General features: G+C 63.9%; 17 protein-coding genes. 10 read left to right on the top strand and 7 right to left on the bottom strand.

Annotated elements, in window-relative coordinates; genetic code table 11:
• Positions 1–103: 103 nt before the first annotated feature.
• From AKG11_RS19230 to AKG11_RS19220, 3 genes are all read left to right on the top strand, one after another.
• Positions 104–592 (top strand): RidA family protein, encoded by a 489-nt coding sequence (locus AKG11_RS19230; protein ID WP_050745089.1) that lies wholly within the window; start codon positions 104–106, stop codon positions 590–592.
• Positions 593–783: 191 nt separating this feature from the next.
• Positions 784–1,020, top strand: a complete 237-nt coding sequence (locus AKG11_RS19225; RefSeq protein WP_023512431.1) for a hypothetical protein — start codon at positions 784–786, stop codon at positions 1,018–1,020.
• Positions 1,021–1,048: 28 nt separating this feature from the next.
• Positions 1,049–1,753: a glutamine amidotransferase gene (locus AKG11_RS19220; RefSeq protein ID WP_050745088.1), complete on the top strand. Its 705-nt coding sequence runs from the start codon at positions 1,049–1,051 to the stop codon at positions 1,751–1,753.
• Between the two features lie 70 nt (positions 1,754–1,823).
• Here AKG11_RS19220 and AKG11_RS19215 read toward each other — a convergent pair whose 3' ends face one another.
• Together AKG11_RS19215 and AKG11_RS19210 are read right to left on the bottom strand one after the other, a co-directional pair.
• Positions 1,824–2,522: a phosphatidylserine decarboxylase gene (locus AKG11_RS19215; protein WP_050745087.1), complete on the bottom strand. Its 699-nt coding sequence runs from the start codon at positions 2,520–2,522 to the stop codon at positions 1,824–1,826.
• 246 nt (positions 2,523–2,768) lie between these two features.
• On the bottom strand, positions 2,769–4,211 hold the full coding sequence (locus AKG11_RS19210) for a MocR-like pyridoxine biosynthesis transcription factor PdxR (RefSeq protein WP_050745086.1): 1,443 nt from the start codon (positions 4,209–4,211) through the stop codon (positions 2,769–2,771).
• A 296-nt stretch (positions 4,212–4,507) separates the two neighbouring features.
• Between AKG11_RS19210 and AKG11_RS19205 the strand changes: the two genes are divergently transcribed.
• Positions 4,508–5,947, top strand: coding sequence for a catalase (locus AKG11_RS19205; RefSeq protein WP_050745085.1), 1,440 nt, complete (start codon positions 4,508–4,510; stop codon positions 5,945–5,947).
• Positions 5,948–6,046: 99 nt separating this feature from the next.
• Here the strand turns inward: AKG11_RS19205 and AKG11_RS19200 are convergent, their stop codons facing one another.
• The gene (locus AKG11_RS19200; protein ID WP_050745084.1) at positions 6,047–6,943 is read right to left on the bottom strand and encodes a LysR substrate-binding domain-containing protein; all 897 of its coding nucleotides are present in this window, start codon (positions 6,941–6,943) and stop codon (positions 6,047–6,049) included.
• A gap of 310 nt (positions 6,944–7,253) precedes the next feature.
• Between AKG11_RS19200 and AKG11_RS19195 the strand changes: the two genes are divergently transcribed.
• Positions 7,254–7,991 carry a calcium-binding protein gene (locus tag AKG11_RS19195; protein WP_050745083.1) on the top strand — a complete coding sequence of 246 codons (738 nt, stop codon included), beginning with the start codon at positions 7,254–7,256 and terminating at the stop codon, positions 7,989–7,991.
• 129 nt (positions 7,992–8,120) lie between these two features.
• On the opposite strand, the gene AKG11_RS19190 is transcribed toward AKG11_RS19195, so the two are convergent.
• The gene (locus tag AKG11_RS19190; RefSeq protein WP_023512424.1) at positions 8,121–8,642 is read right to left on the bottom strand and encodes a copper chaperone PCu(A)C; all 522 of its coding nucleotides are present in this window, start codon (positions 8,640–8,642) and stop codon (positions 8,121–8,123) included.
• Between the two features lie 210 nt (positions 8,643–8,852).
• Between AKG11_RS19190 and AKG11_RS19185 the strand changes: the two genes are divergently transcribed.
• On the top strand, positions 8,853–9,773 hold the full coding sequence (locus AKG11_RS19185; protein ID WP_050745081.1) for a cation diffusion facilitator family transporter: 921 nt from the start codon (positions 8,853–8,855) through the stop codon (positions 9,771–9,773).
• A 13-nt stretch (positions 9,774–9,786) separates the two neighbouring features.
• Here the strand turns inward: AKG11_RS19185 and AKG11_RS19180 are convergent, their stop codons facing one another.
• The 3 genes from AKG11_RS19180 to AKG11_RS19170 form a co-directional block, all read right to left on the bottom strand.
• Positions 9,787–11,076, bottom strand: a complete 1,290-nt coding sequence (locus AKG11_RS19180) for a peptidoglycan L,D-endopeptidase MepK (protein WP_050745080.1) — start codon at positions 11,074–11,076, stop codon at positions 9,787–9,789.
• Positions 11,077–11,332: 256 nt separating this feature from the next.
• Positions 11,333–11,941: a L,D-transpeptidase gene (locus AKG11_RS19175; RefSeq protein ID WP_082342533.1), complete on the bottom strand. Its 609-nt coding sequence runs from the start codon at positions 11,939–11,941 to the stop codon at positions 11,333–11,335.
• Between the two features lie 157 nt (positions 11,942–12,098).
• Positions 12,099–12,401 (bottom strand): hypothetical protein, encoded by a 303-nt coding sequence (locus AKG11_RS19170; RefSeq protein WP_156334111.1) that lies wholly within the window; start codon positions 12,399–12,401, stop codon positions 12,099–12,101.
• Between the two features lie 214 nt (positions 12,402–12,615).
• Here AKG11_RS19170 and AKG11_RS19165 point away from each other — a divergent pair, with 214 nt between their 5' ends.
• From AKG11_RS19165 to AKG11_RS19150, 4 genes are all read left to right on the top strand, one after another.
• On the top strand, positions 12,616–13,257 hold the full coding sequence (locus tag AKG11_RS19165; RefSeq protein ID WP_050745078.1) for a DsbA family protein: 642 nt from the start codon (positions 12,616–12,618) through the stop codon (positions 13,255–13,257).
• Positions 13,254–14,117 (top strand): peptidyl-prolyl cis-trans isomerase, encoded by an 864-nt coding sequence (locus tag AKG11_RS19160; protein WP_050745077.1) that lies wholly within the window; start codon positions 13,254–13,256, stop codon positions 14,115–14,117. Before AKG11_RS19165 ends, AKG11_RS19160 begins: the two co-directional genes overlap by 4 nt.
• Positions 14,118–14,312: 195 nt before the next feature.
• Positions 14,313–15,011: a L,D-transpeptidase gene (locus AKG11_RS19155; protein ID WP_050745076.1), complete on the top strand. Its 699-nt coding sequence runs from the start codon at positions 14,313–14,315 to the stop codon at positions 15,009–15,011.
• Between the two features lie 92 nt (positions 15,012–15,103).
• Complete coding sequence (locus tag AKG11_RS19150; RefSeq protein ID WP_023514029.1) at positions 15,104–16,429, top strand: Nramp family divalent metal transporter; 1,326 nt, start codon at positions 15,104–15,106, stop codon at positions 16,427–16,429.
• The last annotated feature ends 13 nt before the right edge of the window (positions 16,430–16,442 follow it).

Raw genomic sequence — 16,442 nt, 5'->3', positions numbered from 1 at the left:
GGGTTGACTCGTACGATGTACGGGATCATTTAATCGTACGCCGTACGAGTCAATAGCACGCGTACGGTGCTGAAGTTCAATCCTGCGGGCCGCGGAGAAAATGATGTCGCGCGCAATCCAGCAACTGGTTCTTGGAGGACTAATCATCATGACCATGGGCACCCCTAGGGCAACGGCCGCGCGCGAAGCGGCGCGCGCCCTGACCATCGTCAATCCGAAAGGGCTCTACGACCCGACACCGAACGGCTACAGCACGGCGGTGATCGTGCCTGCAGGCGCTCGGCTGGCCTACATTTCCGGCCAGGGCGGACAGGACGGCACCGGGGCTCTGTCGCCCGACTTTGCCGTCCAGGTCAGGCAGGCCTACGCGAATCTGGGAGCGGCCCTGGACGCACTCGACGCCCGGCCCGACCAGGTCGCCAAGCTCACGATCTTCGTCGTCGATCACGACATGTCCAGGCTCGGCGTGCTCACCGAGAACGTCAAGGCGATGTTCGGCGACACCTTGCCCGCACAGACCCTGGTCCCCGTTCCGAAACTCGCCATCGACCCGATGCTCTTCGAGGTCGAAGCCATCGTTGTTCTGGATTAGCTGCAGGGCTTTGGACCGAACCCGGAAGCAATCGCTCGAATTGTCGGTCAACGGCTGCGTGCGGCGCCGGCGCGACGGTCTCCAGCCGGCCCAGTCCGCGTGAGAAATCCGGCCCTGTAACAACGGCCCCGTTTTCCTTCTTTTGACAGCGTCAACACAGCACACGCTGTGTCATTGAAAGGAGAACGATCATGGCAGAGAAGGCAGTATTCTATCACGCGGGCTGCACGGTTTGTGTCGATGCGGAGCAGCGCTTCGTCGGTGCGCTCGACCCCGCCCGGTACTCCGTCGAAACCGTTCATCTGGGCCTGGCGAGCGAGCGCGTTGCGGAAGCCCGGAATGCAGGCGTCAAGTCGGTCCCCGCCCTCGTGATAGGGGACGCCGTCTATCACATCAACCACGGCGCAGACCTGTCCGTACTGGGCTGATGTTCTGGACATCGAGGGAGCGCCATCCATGCTGAAGACGGCAGTCGTCATCCGCCACGTCCATTTCGAGGATCTGGGTACATTCGAGGCCGTGCTGACGGCGGCGGGGTACCGCATCTACTACTACGACCTCGGCATGAACGAGCTGTGGACCGTGGATCCCGCAGTCCCGGACCTGTTGGTCATTCTGGGAGGGCCGGTCGGCGTTTATGAAGCCAGGGCCTATCCTTTCCTCGAGGAAGAGCGGCAACTTCTCGAAACGCGCCTTGCCGCCCGGCGTCCGACGCTGGGTATCTGCCTGGGCGCCCAGCAGATCGCAGCGGCGCTCGGGGCGAGAGTGGCCCCGATGGGGCACAAGGAGATCGGCTTTTCCCCCCTTGCGGTCACCGAGGACGGGCGGCTCGGCCCGCTTCGGCATCTGGAAGGCATTCCCGTGCTGCATTGGCACGGAGACGCCTTCGAGATCCCGCAGGGTGCGACAAGCCTAGCTACGACCGCACTTTGCGCCACCCAGGGCTTCGCCGTCGGGCCGAACATCCTTGGACTGCAGTTTCACCCCGAGGTCGATGCCTGCGCCGGTATTGAGCGCTGGTTGATCGGCCATGCCGCTGAACTTGCGGCAGCAGGCATAGATCCCCGTGTCTTGCGGGAGGATGCCCGACGCTGTGGCCCGGCGCTGCGCGAAGCCGCACGAAAGATGTGCACCGAATGGCTTCAAGGTACGACAGGCTGAAAGCGCGCTCCAAACACCGGGAAGGGGACTGGGCGAACATGCCGGTCCCCTTTTCGAACGACTTGGCCGGTCAGCCGGTTCTGTACCCTCTTTCAGGAGGCACGCCCCGCAACTTGCCGAGCACGGTTTCCCCCACGACGGCCGTCTGGCCGACGGTGACGAGGAGGATCGCATCCGCGGGGAGATAGACGTCGAGGCGGGAGCCGAAGCGGATGAGGCCGAAACGCTGGCCGACCTCCACCGTGTCTCCGGGTGCGGCCCAGTGAACGATGCGCCGGGCGATCAGGCCCGCGATCTGCACCACCGCGACAGCGCCGTAGGGCGTCTCGATCGCAATGGCATTGCGTTCGTTGTATTGGCTGGCCTTGTCGAGATCGGCATTGAAGAATTTTCCGGGCGTATAGGCGATCCAACGGATACGCCCCTCGACGGGCATGCGGTTCACATGGCAGTCAAAGATGCTCATGAAGACGGAGACCCGCAGCATCGGCACCCTCGGGAGATCAAGCTCCGGCGGCGGGAGGACTTCGGCGATCATGCTGATCCGCCCGTCCGCCGGTGACACGACGATCCCGTCCTCTACAGGTGTCGTTCTCTCCGGATCGCGGAAGAAGTAGCAGACCCAGAGCGTAACCAGGCCGGCGCTCCATGCCAGGGGCGTCCAGAGAAAGCTTGCGGCAACAGTGGCAAGGACCCCTGCCACAATGAACGGGCGCCCGGCGCGATGAATGGGCACGAGGCCGTTGCGGATCGACAGGGCGATATTCATGCGCATGTTCCTGCGGCCATGCCCGAGGCTTCGCGATCATCAAAGCGATCGGGCACTGCACCCGGCACCGGCTCCGCCCGCCTGCCACCACGACCCGCAACAAGGCACGCCATCTTGAGAAAAGCTGACATTCGAAGACTCCATCACATGCGGATGGCTCTATTCATCGGGCGGCCAGGCAGGCAGGGACGGATTGGAGAAGTCCGCTAGGCCGGTCGAATGACGGGCAGGGACCGGCTATGCCGTTCATCCAACGGGTTTCGCACGCGAAAGAATGTCCATGGCACGGAGCATTTCCCGATTGTCGAGACTGGCAAAACCAAGCCGGAACGCTTCCGCGGGATTGGCCGTATCCAGCACGAACTGAAGGCCGGGCATGACGGAAAGACCCAGCCTGGCGGCGTTGGCAGCCCAGGTCTCGGCGCTGAGGCCGCGCCGGAGCCGCCACCAGATCGCAAGCCCGCCGGCAGGCAGCGTGAACTCTCCGTCATCGGAAAACCGCTCTTCGAGCATTCGGGCCATCTGGTCCCGCCGGGCGTGATAAATCCGCCGGGCCTTGCGGGCATGCCGCTTGATCGTTCCGTCTGCCAGAAGGTCGGCAAGCGCATGCTCCAGCGGCCAGTCGCCCTGCCGATCCAGGGCTTCCCGCCTGTCCGCCATGCGCAGCAGGATCTGCGGCGGGGCGACCGCATAGCCGAGGCGAATGCCGGGGGCCAGCAGCTTCGACAACGAGCCGAGATAGATGATGGGCAGGTCTTCATCGGTTCTTGCGGCCAGCGGCAGGATCGGCCGCCCGTCGAAACGGTATTCGTTGTCGTAGTCGTCCTCGATGATAAGCAGGCCATACCGCCGGGCAACGTCCATCAGCCGCATCCGCCGCGCCGCACCCAGCGTTGCCGTCGTCGGATATTGATGATGCGGCGTGACGTAGACGGCGCGGAGGCTGGCATTCGTCTGTGCCAGCGTCTCCAGGAGATTGACGTCTATGCCATGCGCATCGACCGGAACGCCGACGACATCCGCACCGGCGGCCCGGAAAGCGGCCCAGGCGAGAGGATAGCCGGGGCTCTCCACCGCAATAGCAATGCCGGGCTCCGCGACAGCGGAAGCAGCAAGAAACAAGCCCATCTGGCTGCCCCGCGTCACCATGATATCGGCTGCTGCCGCCGTCAGCCCGCGCTCGTCACGCAGGTAGTGCGAAAGGGCATCCCGCAAGGCCGCATTGCCCCGTGGATCGCCATAGGCGCTACCGGAAACGAAGGCGGCGCTGTTGAGCGCGCGGCGGATCGCCTGCCCAAAGGCCGTCGTGGGGACGAGGCGGACGTCGGGATAGCCGTCGGACAGGCGGAGGATGCCGGGAGCGGCCGGCCGGGCCAGCCCGGTAACAACACCCTGCGGCGGGGAGGCGCGCGGCGGCATCGCCATGTCGGGCAGATCCATCGCCACGAATGTCCCGCGGGAAGGCTCCGTTACCAGCCAGCCCTGCATGGCCAGTTCATGATAGGCAGCATCGACGGTGTTGCGATTGAGCTTCAGGTTCTTTGAAAGCGCGCGCGTTCCCGGCAGGGGCGCCCCGGGCTTCAGCCGGCCACGCTCGATCTCGTTGATGATCGTCCGCACCAAAGCCAGGAACACCGGCTCGCGGCCCTCCGGTTTGACCTCGATGGCAAGCACCGTTCCTTTTCCCATTCGGCCTATCTACTCTTGCTGCGCTCAGGACGGAACTTAGGCGTTGCCCATGGTCTCCAGCAAGCCGGTACGGACAACAAGGCAGAAATTGGTGAAGCTTTCCATCGCTTTCCTACAATGCGGCCGAACAATCGACAGTGTGCCTGGCAAATACACCAGAACAGGGCCCAGCAAACACATTCATAACTTCAGCCTATATATCCGGTAAGCAGAATGTCTTTTTAGTTTCTCCTCGACGGCTCTAGTAATCCTACCCGGTCGGCCGACCAAAACCCAATTTTTGGAAGGTGAAACACATGTCAAAGCTGACAACGTCGTTCGGCGCTCCGGTTGCCGACGACAACAACATCCTTACGGCAGGCCCTCGCGGGCCGCAGCTTCTACAGGATGTCTGGTTCCTGGAGAAGCTCGCACATTTCGACCGGGAGGTGATTCCCGAGCGTCGCATGCATGCCAAGGGGGCCGGCGCTTTCGGCACCTTCACTGTCACGAAGGACATCTCGAAATACACCCGCGCAAAGCTGTTCTCGCAGATCGGCAAGACGACGCCGATGTTCGCACGCTTCTCGACGGTTGCCGGCGAGCGCGGCGCCGCAGATGCCGAGCGGGATATCCGCGGCTTTGCCCTGAAATTCTACACGGAGGAAGGAAACTGGGATCTGGTGGGCAACAACACGCCCGTGTTCTTCATGCACGATCCGCTCAAGTTCCCAGACCTGAACCATGCGGTCAAACGCGACCCGCGCACGGGCATGCGCAGTGCGGAAAACAACTGGGATTACTGGACGCTCCTGCCGGAGGCGCTGCATCAGGTCACGATCATCATGAGCGACCGGGGGATTCCGAAGAGCTGGCGGCACATGCACGGGTTTGGAACCCATACGTTCAGCTTCATCAACGCCCATCAGGAGCGCCACTGGGTCAAGTTCCATTTCCGCACGCAGCAGGGCATCCAGAACCTGACCGATGCAGAGGCCGCCAACCTGATCGGCCGCGACCGCGAAAGCAGCCAGCGCGATCTCTTCGACAGTATCGAAAACGGCGACTTTCCGCGCTGGTCGCTCTACATCCAGATCATGACGGAGGATGAAGCCAATGCGTGCGCCATCAATCCGTTCGATCCGACAAAGGTCTGGCCGAAGGCGGACTATCCGCTCATCGAAGTCGGCGTCATGGAGCTCAACCGCAACCCGGAGAATTTCTTCGCCGAAGTCGAACAGGCGGCCTTCAGCCCAAGCACGATCGTACCCGGCATAGGCTTCTCGCCGGATCGGCTTCTTCAGGGCCGTCTGTTCTCCTATGGAGACACGCAGCGTTACCGGCTCGGCGTCAACTATTCCCAGATTCCCGTCAACGCGCCGCAGTGCCCCTTCAGCAGCTACCACCGTGACGGTGCGATGCGCGTCGACGGAAATGGCGGACGGCGCCTTTCCTACGAGCCGAACAGCCATGGCGCGTGGCAGCAGCAGCCCGATTTCTCCGAACCGCCGCTCAAGCTGCACGACGCCGCCTGGCGTTGGAACCATCGGGAAGACACCGACTATTATTCGCAGCCCGGCAACCTTTTCCGGAAAATGTCGGCGGAGCAGCAGACCGTTCTCTTCGAGAATACGGCGCGTGCCATCAACGGCGCATCCACGGCCGTGATCCAGCGCCACATCGACAACTGCAGCAAGGCGGATCCGGCCTATGGCGCCGGCGTGGCGGCCGCAATCACGACACAGTCCCGCGCCTGATGCATTCGACAGGGCCGGGCACGCCCATGAAGGTGAGCCCGGCCTGCCATGTGAGCCCACGCCCTTCCCAAGTGGAAGGCTTGCGGGATGCCTCGCCATTCAGGCTGCGCCTTCCGCCTCCTTCGCGATCGCTGCGATGGTTTGTCCGAGGCTCAAAAACTCCGTTTTCCGCGGATCAGTCTGCCGCCATACGAGTGCGACCCGACGGGAATAGGCGGTGCCACGCATCGCCCGCCAGGTGACGGGGGCCGTCCTGCTCAGGGAGAGCGCCGGCAACAGCGTGCATCCTTCGCCGGCGGCGACCATGTATTTCAACGTTTCGATGCTCGTTGCCTGTCGTCTTCCGGGATCAATGAAGGAACAGGTGTCGAGCGCCTGATCCCGCAGACAGTGCCCTTCGCTGAGGACGAGCCGTTCTCCCGCACCCAGATCCTCCCAACCCGGCCCGTCCGCATGTCCGGCGGGGTGTCCGTTCGGGCAGGCCAGATAGAACGGCTCGGTGAAGATATCGGTATGCTCGAGCGCGCCGGCGACCGGGAGGGAGAGGAGCACGGCGTCGAGCTCCCCGGCCAGCAGCATTTCCGTGAGGTCCTTGGTCAATCCCTCGCTGAGAAGAAGGATGGTATCGGGATATGCCTGCCGGAGCGCCCCGATGATGCGCGGAAACAGATAGGGGCCGAGTGTCGAAATGGCTGCCAGCTTGAGTTCGTGCCCGAATGGTTGCTCCGAACGAACCGCCATGTTCGTCAGGATCGATGCTTCCTCCAGCACCCGGCGCGCCTGCCGGATGAAATCCTGCCCCGGTGACGTGATGAGGATGCGCCTTGTCGTGCGCTCGAAAATGTTGATCCCGACGAAACTCTCGACTTTCCGGACCTGCGAGGACAGCGCGGGCTGTGAGACCCCGCACTGCACGGCGGCCTTCCCGAAACTGCCGCGATCGGCGATCGACACGATATATTCGAGGTCGCGAAGGGAGATTCCCGAGAAATTCATATGCCTACCTGTAGCGCCATACTTCACCCGCAGCGACCAATGACAGGTTCCACTGCTTCGCAGCGACAATCGGCATTAAATCGGAAAGCAGCGAGTGCCGGATCGAAGCGGGCCGATAGGCCGGTTTGCCTTCATTCCGGCGCGGCCGGAGCAGTCTACCGGCGCCTGCCGGCCGGTGGCCAAAGTCTACACCCGTCCTGATACGCCAACGCGACAATCAAAAAAATGAATCTCCATGGAATAAGCCGCCACGTCCCTCGTTACTCCACCGCAACAGGGCAATCGTGCCTGCGTATAAAGGAGCTTCGAGATGGTCACGAAACGTGGAAACGACGATGACAACCGGATGTTTGGCACGAGCCAGCAGGATTATCTCTACGGCCGTTCGGGCGACGACGCACTCTACGGTTATGGCGGCGACGATTTTCTCTATGGCGAGGAAGGCAACGACCGCATCGACGCAGGCGGCGGCCACAACCAGGTCCGCGGTGGGGCGGGCAACGACCGGATCGTTTCGGGGAACGGCAATGACAAGCTGTGGGGCGGCGAGGGCGACGATGTCCTGCACGCCGGCAACGGCAACAACTGGCTGAGCCTGGCCGAAGGCAACGACCACGCCGTTGCCGGCAAGGGCAACGACGATATTAGTGGCGGCGAGGGCAATGACGTGATCCGCGCCGGGGCCGGAAACGACAAGCTCTACGGCGGCGAGGGGGACGACAAGCTCCTAGGCCAGGCCGGCAATGACCGCATCATCGCCCATGAGGGCAATGACGTCCTCAACGGCGGCAGCGGGAACGACACGATGACCGGGGGCGAGGGCGCCGACATCTTCGTCTTCAACGGCGGCCGCGACATCGTCACCGATTTCGAGAACGGCGACGACCGCATCGACGTCTCCTACTACAACAGCTTCGACAGCTATGCCGATATCCGCGACGCGGCCAAGCAATCCGGCAACGACGTCGTCATCCAGGCAGGCGACGACCATCTCGTCATCGAGGACACGCGGCTCGGCGAACTCTCCCGGTACGACTTCATCTGGTAAAAGTGCATTCGCACCGGCACGTAACATCCACGCGCCGGGCCTGCCTGCAGCCGGGATCGGCAGAAATCCGGCATTCAAGCCCGGATTGAAATGCGAGGATGTCAGGGCCCAGGGCACTGACCCCTCGCGCTAATCCGGGCCCGATGCCGTGCCATTTCCAGGGCCGGGATCTGCCTGTCCGTGATGATGCCGTGTGAGTTCGGCCTGCGCCCTGACGACCGCCGCCGTGACAGCGAGGCGCGTGCCGTCCTCGAAGGTCAGCGTGAGACGGTATGACGGAGGCGCCTCTCCAGTCACCCGGTCGGCGAGGAGAAGGCGAAGGCCTGTCGGTTTCATGCGCAGTTCCGCATGGGCAGGGATCGGGACAAACTCTTCAGCCGCCACCATGCCTTCCGGCGAAGGAAGAACCGCGACGGACCGGAACGCCTCGCTTGCGACGCCGATGAGGCGCTTTTCTACGCTCGTTCCGTTCCAGATCGTCAGGAACCCCTCCGCCCTACCAGACGCGGCGTCGGCAACAAGGAGTTCCGCGTGTTCGACCACCAGGCTTGCGGGCGGGTTTTCATGGGGAAACCGCCCGGTCGCCGCATCGGCCGGGAGGGTCGGCGACAGGGAAACGAGAACCCCTGCTGCCACCATTTTCAAGCGCATGTCTTGCGTCTCCAGCTCCAACCATCGAGCCGTTATAGGCGGCTTCGCGTCACAATAGCGGCGGCCGCCGGCGCCGATATGCGGCATTTGGACACCACCTTGCTGCACGACGCCCTCTGACCAGCCCACTCATGGCACGGTTGACGACAGCCGGAACCCGCGCCAGTTTCCGTCAATGCCGTCACGAACGGGAACGGGGATATCGAGACCATGAGCAGTGATACCGGGCATCCCCATTCGGACGGCGACCACGATCATGCAACCGAGGTGACGCAATCGAACGAGCGGCGGATCCGCCTCGTCTTCATCCTCACTGCCAGCTACGCCCTCGTGCAGGCCGTCGGAGGCTGGCTTGCGGGGTCACTCGCCCTGATCGCGGACGCCGGACACATGGTCTCGGATTCGGCAGCCCTCCTGCTGGCCTTGATCGCCTATCGTGTCGCACGCTGGCCCGTCGATGCGCAGCGGACCTACGGGTTCCACCGCGTGCGGGTTCTCGCCGCCCTCGCCAACGGCGCGACACTGCTTCTGCTGGTGGTCTGGATCGCGTGGGAGGCCGTCCAGCGGATCAACGAGCCAGCGGAAATCCTCGCCGGCCCCATGCTTGTCGTCGCGGCCATCGGCCTCCTGGTGAACCTGATCGGCGCCTATGCCTTGTGGTCGGGCAACAGCAGCGACAGCAATTTGCGCGGGGCGCTTCTGCACGTCATCGGCGACCTGTTGGGATCGGTCGGCGCGATCGCTGCCGCGGTCGGCATCATGTTGACCGGCTGGAGTGTGCTCGATCCGATCCTGTCGGTGCTCGTCGCCGGCCTCGTCATCCGGTCGGCCTGGGGGCTCGTTTCCGATTCCATCCGCGTCCTCCTGCAGGCAACGCCGAAAGGCATCCGTGCGGACGAGATAGAAGCAGGCTTGCGGAGCCTTCCGGACGTATCCGAAGCCGGCCACTTTCACGCCTGGACGCTGACCGACGAGAGCATCGTCGCAACCGTCCATGTCAGTCCCGCCGAGGGCGTCGATCCCTTGTCGCTGCCGCCGGTGGTCTCTGCCTGGCTCAAGGCGAAGGGCCGCATCGATCATGTCACGGTGCAGGTCGATCCGCCGGGTGCGCTTGTCGCCCGGCACGAATGACCGGGTCACGCCATCAGCCGTCCCATCCGAATCGGTTCTCGTCGAACGTCGTCTGCTGGTCGGCGGGCTGGGCCTGTCGCCCCAGCGGCTGCCGGATGTCCTCAGCGCTTGCCACGATCCGCCGCAGGCTGGACGGAAGGCGCAGCTGCTCCAGTTCCTTGGCTGGCGCCAGCGCCCAGTCGAAGAGCGCCGCTTCGGAAACAGCCCATTCCGCCTGCGTGCCGGAAGGGCCTGAACCCGTGAGGCTGGACTCGGCGGCAGTCGGCTGCCGCAGGAGACCCGTGCCCTGCGCCACCCTGAAGGATGCAGAGGGAACGAACGCAGCGGTGTTCACAGGCAGCGCGCGCTCGACGGCTGCAGCCCGGAACGTCGGGAGCGGAGCGGTAATCGTCGCAAGGTCGAAGAACGGCGGTTCCTCGGCAACCATCTGGCGCGTGGTCTGCAGCTCGAGTGCCTCTTCCGCCCGGCCTTTGCGGGTCGGCAGCATGGCGGTGAGCAGCGTGTTTTCGGACGCCGCGGCCTCGCCCTTGAATTTCGATTTTCCGGCGGTGCTGGCGGCGATGACGGATGTCGCCTTGACCCGCCGCTTGTAGTCCGCCATCGCCAGGTCATAACCTGGCAGAGCTCGGCCGTCGGCAGGCAGATGCAGCGTCTTGCCGTTCGGGAAAATGCGCGCCAGCTCCTGGCGCGACATCCGCGGCCAGGCCCGGACACGGCCGACATCGAGATGCACGAAGGGCGAGCCGGAGGTCGGGTAGTAGCCGACGCCACCGATCTGCAGCTGCATGGCGACCTCCCGCAGCCGCGCAAGCTTGACGCCGGGAATGTAGAAATCCATCGCCTTGCCGAGCGTGTGCTGGCTGTTCTTTGCGACGCCCGTATTGCGCGAGCGGCCGCGCAGCATGTTGTTGGTGGCCGGCGAACGATAGGCCGAGACGATGTTGACGTAATCCTTCGCGCCGGTGCGCTGATAGACTTCCCAGACCAGATCCAGCAGGCGCGGATCCATGCGGGCCGGTTCGTTCCGGCGCCAGTCGCGCAAAAGGCGGTTGACCTGTGCGAGCCCCTTCGGGTCGTACTTGCCATTGCGCTTGTAGGTGATCGTCGCACGCTCGCCGGTATGGGTGAAGAACAGCTTGAGCGAGCGGACTTCTGCAAAGGCGGCGGAGGGAGCAGCGGTCAAAGCCGTGGCGGCGGCGATCGCACCTGCCTGTACAGCCCGGCGCGTGGCCTTGCCAAAACCATTCCTTGCGACGGCATGCAAGGCGTTCGCCCAGGACGCGGGCAACAAATACTCGAACACGACACGTTCCAATCAAACGAGATACAGTCATCGAAAGTGGATGACGGCGCTCAGGCACCGACAGGAATTATGGTCAATGAAGGGTTAAGAACCCGTTGATGGCAGTAGCCCATGCCCCAACCCTGCCCCGTGACTCCTGCTACGCAGCCCCGGACTGGGCCCGAGCGGAGGCCGCCGGCGCGCGCAATGGCGCCGGCAACGCGGGGGCGCCGCCCTTGGCCGAAGAGGTTCCGCGGCCAGGCAGCACCTGTCGCCCCTAAGCAATCACCACGACCCGGGCTCCCACGGGAACCCGCTCGTAAAGGTCTTCGACGTGGTCGTTGACCATCCGGATGCAGCCATTCGAAACGGCCTTGCCGATGGTCCAGGGCTCGGTGGTGCCATGGATCCGGTAGAGCGTATCGCGCCCGTCGCGAAACAGGTAGAGGGCCCTGGAGCCCAGCGGGTTCTTCGGTCCGCCCGGCACGCCCCCGGCATAGCGGGCATATTTCTTCGGGTTGCGCCGGATCATGTTGTCGGTCGGGCGCCAGCTTGGCCACTTTGCCTTGCGGCCGACAGTCGCCGAACCGGAAAAGGCCAGCCCGGCGCGGCCGACGCCGACCCCATAGCGGCGTGCAAAGCCACCGTCTTCTATGAGGTAAAGGTAGCGGTCCTGCGGCACCACCACGATGGTACCGGCGTCTTCCGGATAGGGGGAGCTCACCAGCTGCGGCAGGAACCGCGCGTCGATCTCGATCGCACGCTTCTTTCCCTCGGCAAGGGCAAGCGTTGGCGAGGCAAGCAGCGCGAGGGCGGCAAGGCTGAAGCTTCGCCGGTCAAGGCGCACCGCTAAGGGATCGATGTCGGAGGGGAAGAGACGTCTCATGGAAATCATCCTTGCTGCGGGCAGGGCGCCTCTGGCGGCCATCTGTCGCCCGCGATCAAAAGGGGAAATACGGTGAAGCGGGACAGGCCCACCGGTCACCATGCGGCCGGCTCCGGAAAGCACGTCGTCCGCAATCGGCCGGCAAGGCGCTGTTGTATCAAGCCACGCGGGGAGGAGGCAGGATCAGCAGGACGGGACCCGGCACCCGCGGGTCGGAAGCCCGATCGGGCCGGAGGCGATAGACGGGAGCGGTTCCTGGCCAGTGCCATTCGACGAGCCAGCTGCAGGCTTCATGACAGCTGTCCGCCGGGGTCGGGTGATCGGGCAGGTCGTCCTCGAGATCTACCGTCGTCAGGCTCACCGCAAGTTGCAGCGGCTCGAACGACGGATGGCTGCGGACGGCGGCCGACGCGGTTGTGCTGATGCCGACGACCAGCGACATCAGCAAGATGACGATCAATCTCATAACTGCGCGGTGCGGCATGCCCGTAACGCCCGAATAGCTCCGACCTCGAAGGATAATGTCGCGGCATTGTGCTTAACAAGCCGTTAGCAGGGGCAATTTCCATGCAGTTTCCAGCCTTTGCAGGATTCTCGAAAATGCGCGCTTTCGCGCACTTGCAGCTCAAGCAGCTAGAGGTTTTATGATCCGGCTCCCTTGATTTGGAGGCAACATGGACAGACGGCAATTTCTGGGATCGACCGTAGCAGGACTGGGCTTGCTGGCGGCAAGCCGCGTGATGGCACAGGGCACCGGCACGGCGGCGGTACCCGACCTCATGCAGCCCGGCCCCTTGCCGGAGCGGATCCTCGGGCGCGACGATGCGCCCGTCACCGTCATTGAATATGCCTCGATGACCTGCGGTCACTGCGCCAACTTCCATCTCACAGTCTGGCCCGCCTTCAAGGCGGAGTTCGTCGATACCGGCAAGGTCCGGTTCATCCTGCGCGAGTTCCCCTTCGACCCGCGATCGACCGCCGCCTTCATGCTCGCCCGCTGCGTGGGCGACGACAAATGGTATCCGACGGTCGATCTGCTCTTCCGCAACCAACCGCGCTGGGCGCGGGCGGAGGACGGGAAAGCAGGCCTCCTCTCGGTGCTTTCGATGACGGGCCTGAAGGAAACCGACCTTGAGGCCTGTCTTGGCGACCAGGCGCTGCTCGACAAGGTGAACGCCGTTGCCGCGCGGGGCCAGGAACTCGGCGTGGATTCGACACCGACCTTCTTCATAAATGGCCAGAAATTTACCGGCGTCATGCCGATCGAGCAGATGCGCTCCATCATCGAGCCCCTCGTTGCGGGAGCAGGCAAATGACCATCAGACATATCAGGAATGCCCTTCTCGCAGGGCTCATTCTGGCTGCTGCCCCAGCCTTCGCCGAGGAACGGGCGGACCAGGTTGCGGCCCGCGTCGGGGATACGGAAATTCTGGAATCCGATGTCGCGTTCGCAACCTCGTTCCTCGGCGATCCCAACCCCGAGGCGACACCGGAGGCCAGGAAATCGGCTGTCGTCGATGCGCTGATCGACCTCAAGGTGGTTTCGGATGCCGCGCTGCGCGAGGGCATGGAGAACGACGAGACGTTCAAGCGCCAGATGGCGTTTCTCCGCCAGCAGGCCTTGAGGCAGGCCTATCTGACCAAGGCCGCCGCGGCCGCCGTGACGGAAGACGCGGTGCGCAAGGCCTATGACGAGCGTGTCGCCGCGCTGCCGGTGGTCGAGGAGGTGCGCGTGCGGCACATCCTGACCAAGGATCAGGCCAGCGCGGACACGGCAATCCGGGAGATTGCCGGGGGAACGCCGTTCGAAGAGGTGGCAGGACGCGCCTCGCTGGACGACGCATCCAAAAGCAAGGGCGGGGACCTCGGTTTTCTGACGGCCGAGCAGCTTCCGCCGGAACTGGGGACCGCCATTGCGGCGATGAAGGCCGGCGAGACGTCCGCAAAACCCATCGCAACGCCCTTCGGCTTTCACGTCCTGAAGCTGGAAGAGCGGCGCAAGCGCGAACCGCCTGCTTTCGAAACCGTGTCGGCGGAGCTGCGGCGCGGCATAGAGGCTCAGGCCGTGGGCAAGATCATCGCCGACCTGAAGGCCAGCGCGCGCATCGAGAAGCTCGTTCCCGACGTCGCCATGCCCGAAGCATCCGACGATGGGCACGACCATGGTGCCAACTGAGGCGGCGAACCGGACGACCGATGCTGCGCGCCAGCATAGGGTTCGGCGCCGGAACCGGATCATGCTGCTCATCCTGTCCAGTTTTGTCCTGGTCGTGACGGCTTACAGCGCGCTCCATATCCGCGGTGAAATCGAGATGTCAACGCCGACAGGCGCTGCGAAACCATGATGCAAACGTCAACGGAACGGAAAGACATGAAAGATCGGGCTTCCACGCTATCCAGACGGGTTCTCCTCCTGGGTATGCTGTCATCGACCCTCACGGCCTGTTCCACCCTTTCTCCCGCCGGCATCACGAGCATCACGCCCAGCACCGCCCGGCGCCCCATGGGGCTGCCGAGCGAAGAGGAACTGGCGACACGCTATGCCGGCCTGGAGGATGGCGGTTACACGTTGCCCGCCGTTCCCTATCAACAGATCGACCCGAAATTTTATCGCCAGCGGGTAATGAACATGACGGGCGAGCCGGCAGGCACCGTCGTGGTCGATACCGGCTCGAAGTTTCTCTATGTCGTGGAGCCCGGCGGCACGGCCATGCGATACGGGGTGGGGCTCGGCCGGGCCGGCTTTGCCTGGGAAGGCGAAGGGGTCGTCCAGTGGCGCCAGAAATGGCCGCACTGGAAGCCGCCGGCCGAAATGATCGCGCGCCAGCCCGAGCTGGCAAAATTCTCCGTCGAAAACGGCGGACAGCCGCCCGGACCGAACAACGCGCTCGGCGCCCGCGCCCTCTACATCTTCCAGAATGGCGAAGACACGCTCTACCGCCTGCACGGCACCCGCGAGTGGAGCTCCATCGGTAAGTCCGTCTCCTCCGGCTGCGTACGGCTGATCAATCAGGATGTCATCGACCTCTATACCCGGGTGCCCTCGAAGGCGCGCATCGTCGTGCGCTGAAGCCCGGCGATAGGGCAGAGCGCATACCCTTGCGAGCCCACCTCATTTATGCGAATGATTTGCAATAGCATTCGCAACTATTGGATCGGATCATGGATACGCGTCGGGAAGGTTGGCTGCATGCGGGCGGGGAGGTCTCCCTGTCCGACGTTCATCGCTCTATCCCGGTCAGAAAGGATGCATCGACGCTCCGGCGTGCGCTTGCGTTTTTCGGACCAGGATATCTCGTCGCCGTCGGCTACATGGACCCGGGCAACTGGGCGACCTCGCTCGCCGGCGGATCGCGCTTCGGCTACACGCTGCTTGTCGTGGCCCTTGTGTCCAACATCATGGCGATCGTACTGCAATCGCTGTGCGCGCGACTGGCGATCGCCTCGGGACGCGACCTGGCGCAGGCATGCCGCGACGCCTTTTCCCGCCCCGTGGCGATCGGCCTCTGGCTTCTGGCGGAAATCGCCATCATCGCCACCGATATTGCCGAGGTCATCGGCACGGCGATCGGCCTCAACCTGATCTTCGGCATCCCGCTGGAACTCGGCGTCGTCATCACCGCGCTGGACGTGTTCCTGATCCTCTACCTGCAGCGCCTCGGCTTCCGCTGGCTCGAAGCCTTCGTCATCGTCCTGCTCGGCGTCATCGCCGTCTGCTTCGCCATCCAGATCGGCCTTGCGGATCCCGACTGGGGCGAGGTCATCCGCGGCTTCGCGCCGACGACCGAGATCGTCACCAATCCCGACATGCTCTACCTCGCGCTGGGCATTCTGGGAGCGACCGTCATGCCGCACAATCTCTATCTGCATTCCGGGATCGTCCAGACGCGCGCCTATGGCGAGACGCTTGCCGAACGGCGCGAGGCGCTGAAGTTCGCGACGATCGATTCCACCGTGGCGCTGATGTTCGCGCTCCTGGTGAATGCCTCCATCCTGATCCTTGCCGCCGCAGCCTTTCACGCGACAGGCCGGACGGACATCGCCGAACTCGGCGAGGCGCACAATCTTCTGGCACCGCTTCTCGGCATCGCCCTCGCCCCCACGCTCTTCGGCGTGGCACTTCTGTGCTGCGGCATCAACTCGACGGTGACCGCGACACTGGCGGGGCAGGTGGTCATGGAAGGGTTCCTGCGCATGCGCCTGGCCCCCTGGTTACGACGGTTGATCACGCGGGGGATTGCCATCATTCCGGCCGCCGGCGTGACCATCGCCTATGGCGACAGCGGGACGGCGCAGCTTCTCATCCTCACGCAGGTCGTCCTCAGCCTCCAGCTTTCCTTCGCCGTGTTTCCGCTCGTGATGTTCACCGCCGATCGCCGGAAAATGGGAGCGCTCGTCGCACCACGCTGGTTGACGGCGCTCGCGCTCCTGATCGCGGTTGTCATCGCCGGGTTGAACGTCAAAATGCTGGTCGATTTCGTCCTTTAGGGTGACGGCGACC

Origin of the sequence: Shinella sp. SUS2, assembly GCF_001262505.1 — a bacterium.
Classification (GTDB): domain Bacteria; phylum Pseudomonadota; class Alphaproteobacteria; order Rhizobiales; family Rhizobiaceae; genus Shinella.
Note: the sequence above shows the minus strand (reverse complement) of the source record. Positions and strands in the feature narration are given on the sequence as shown.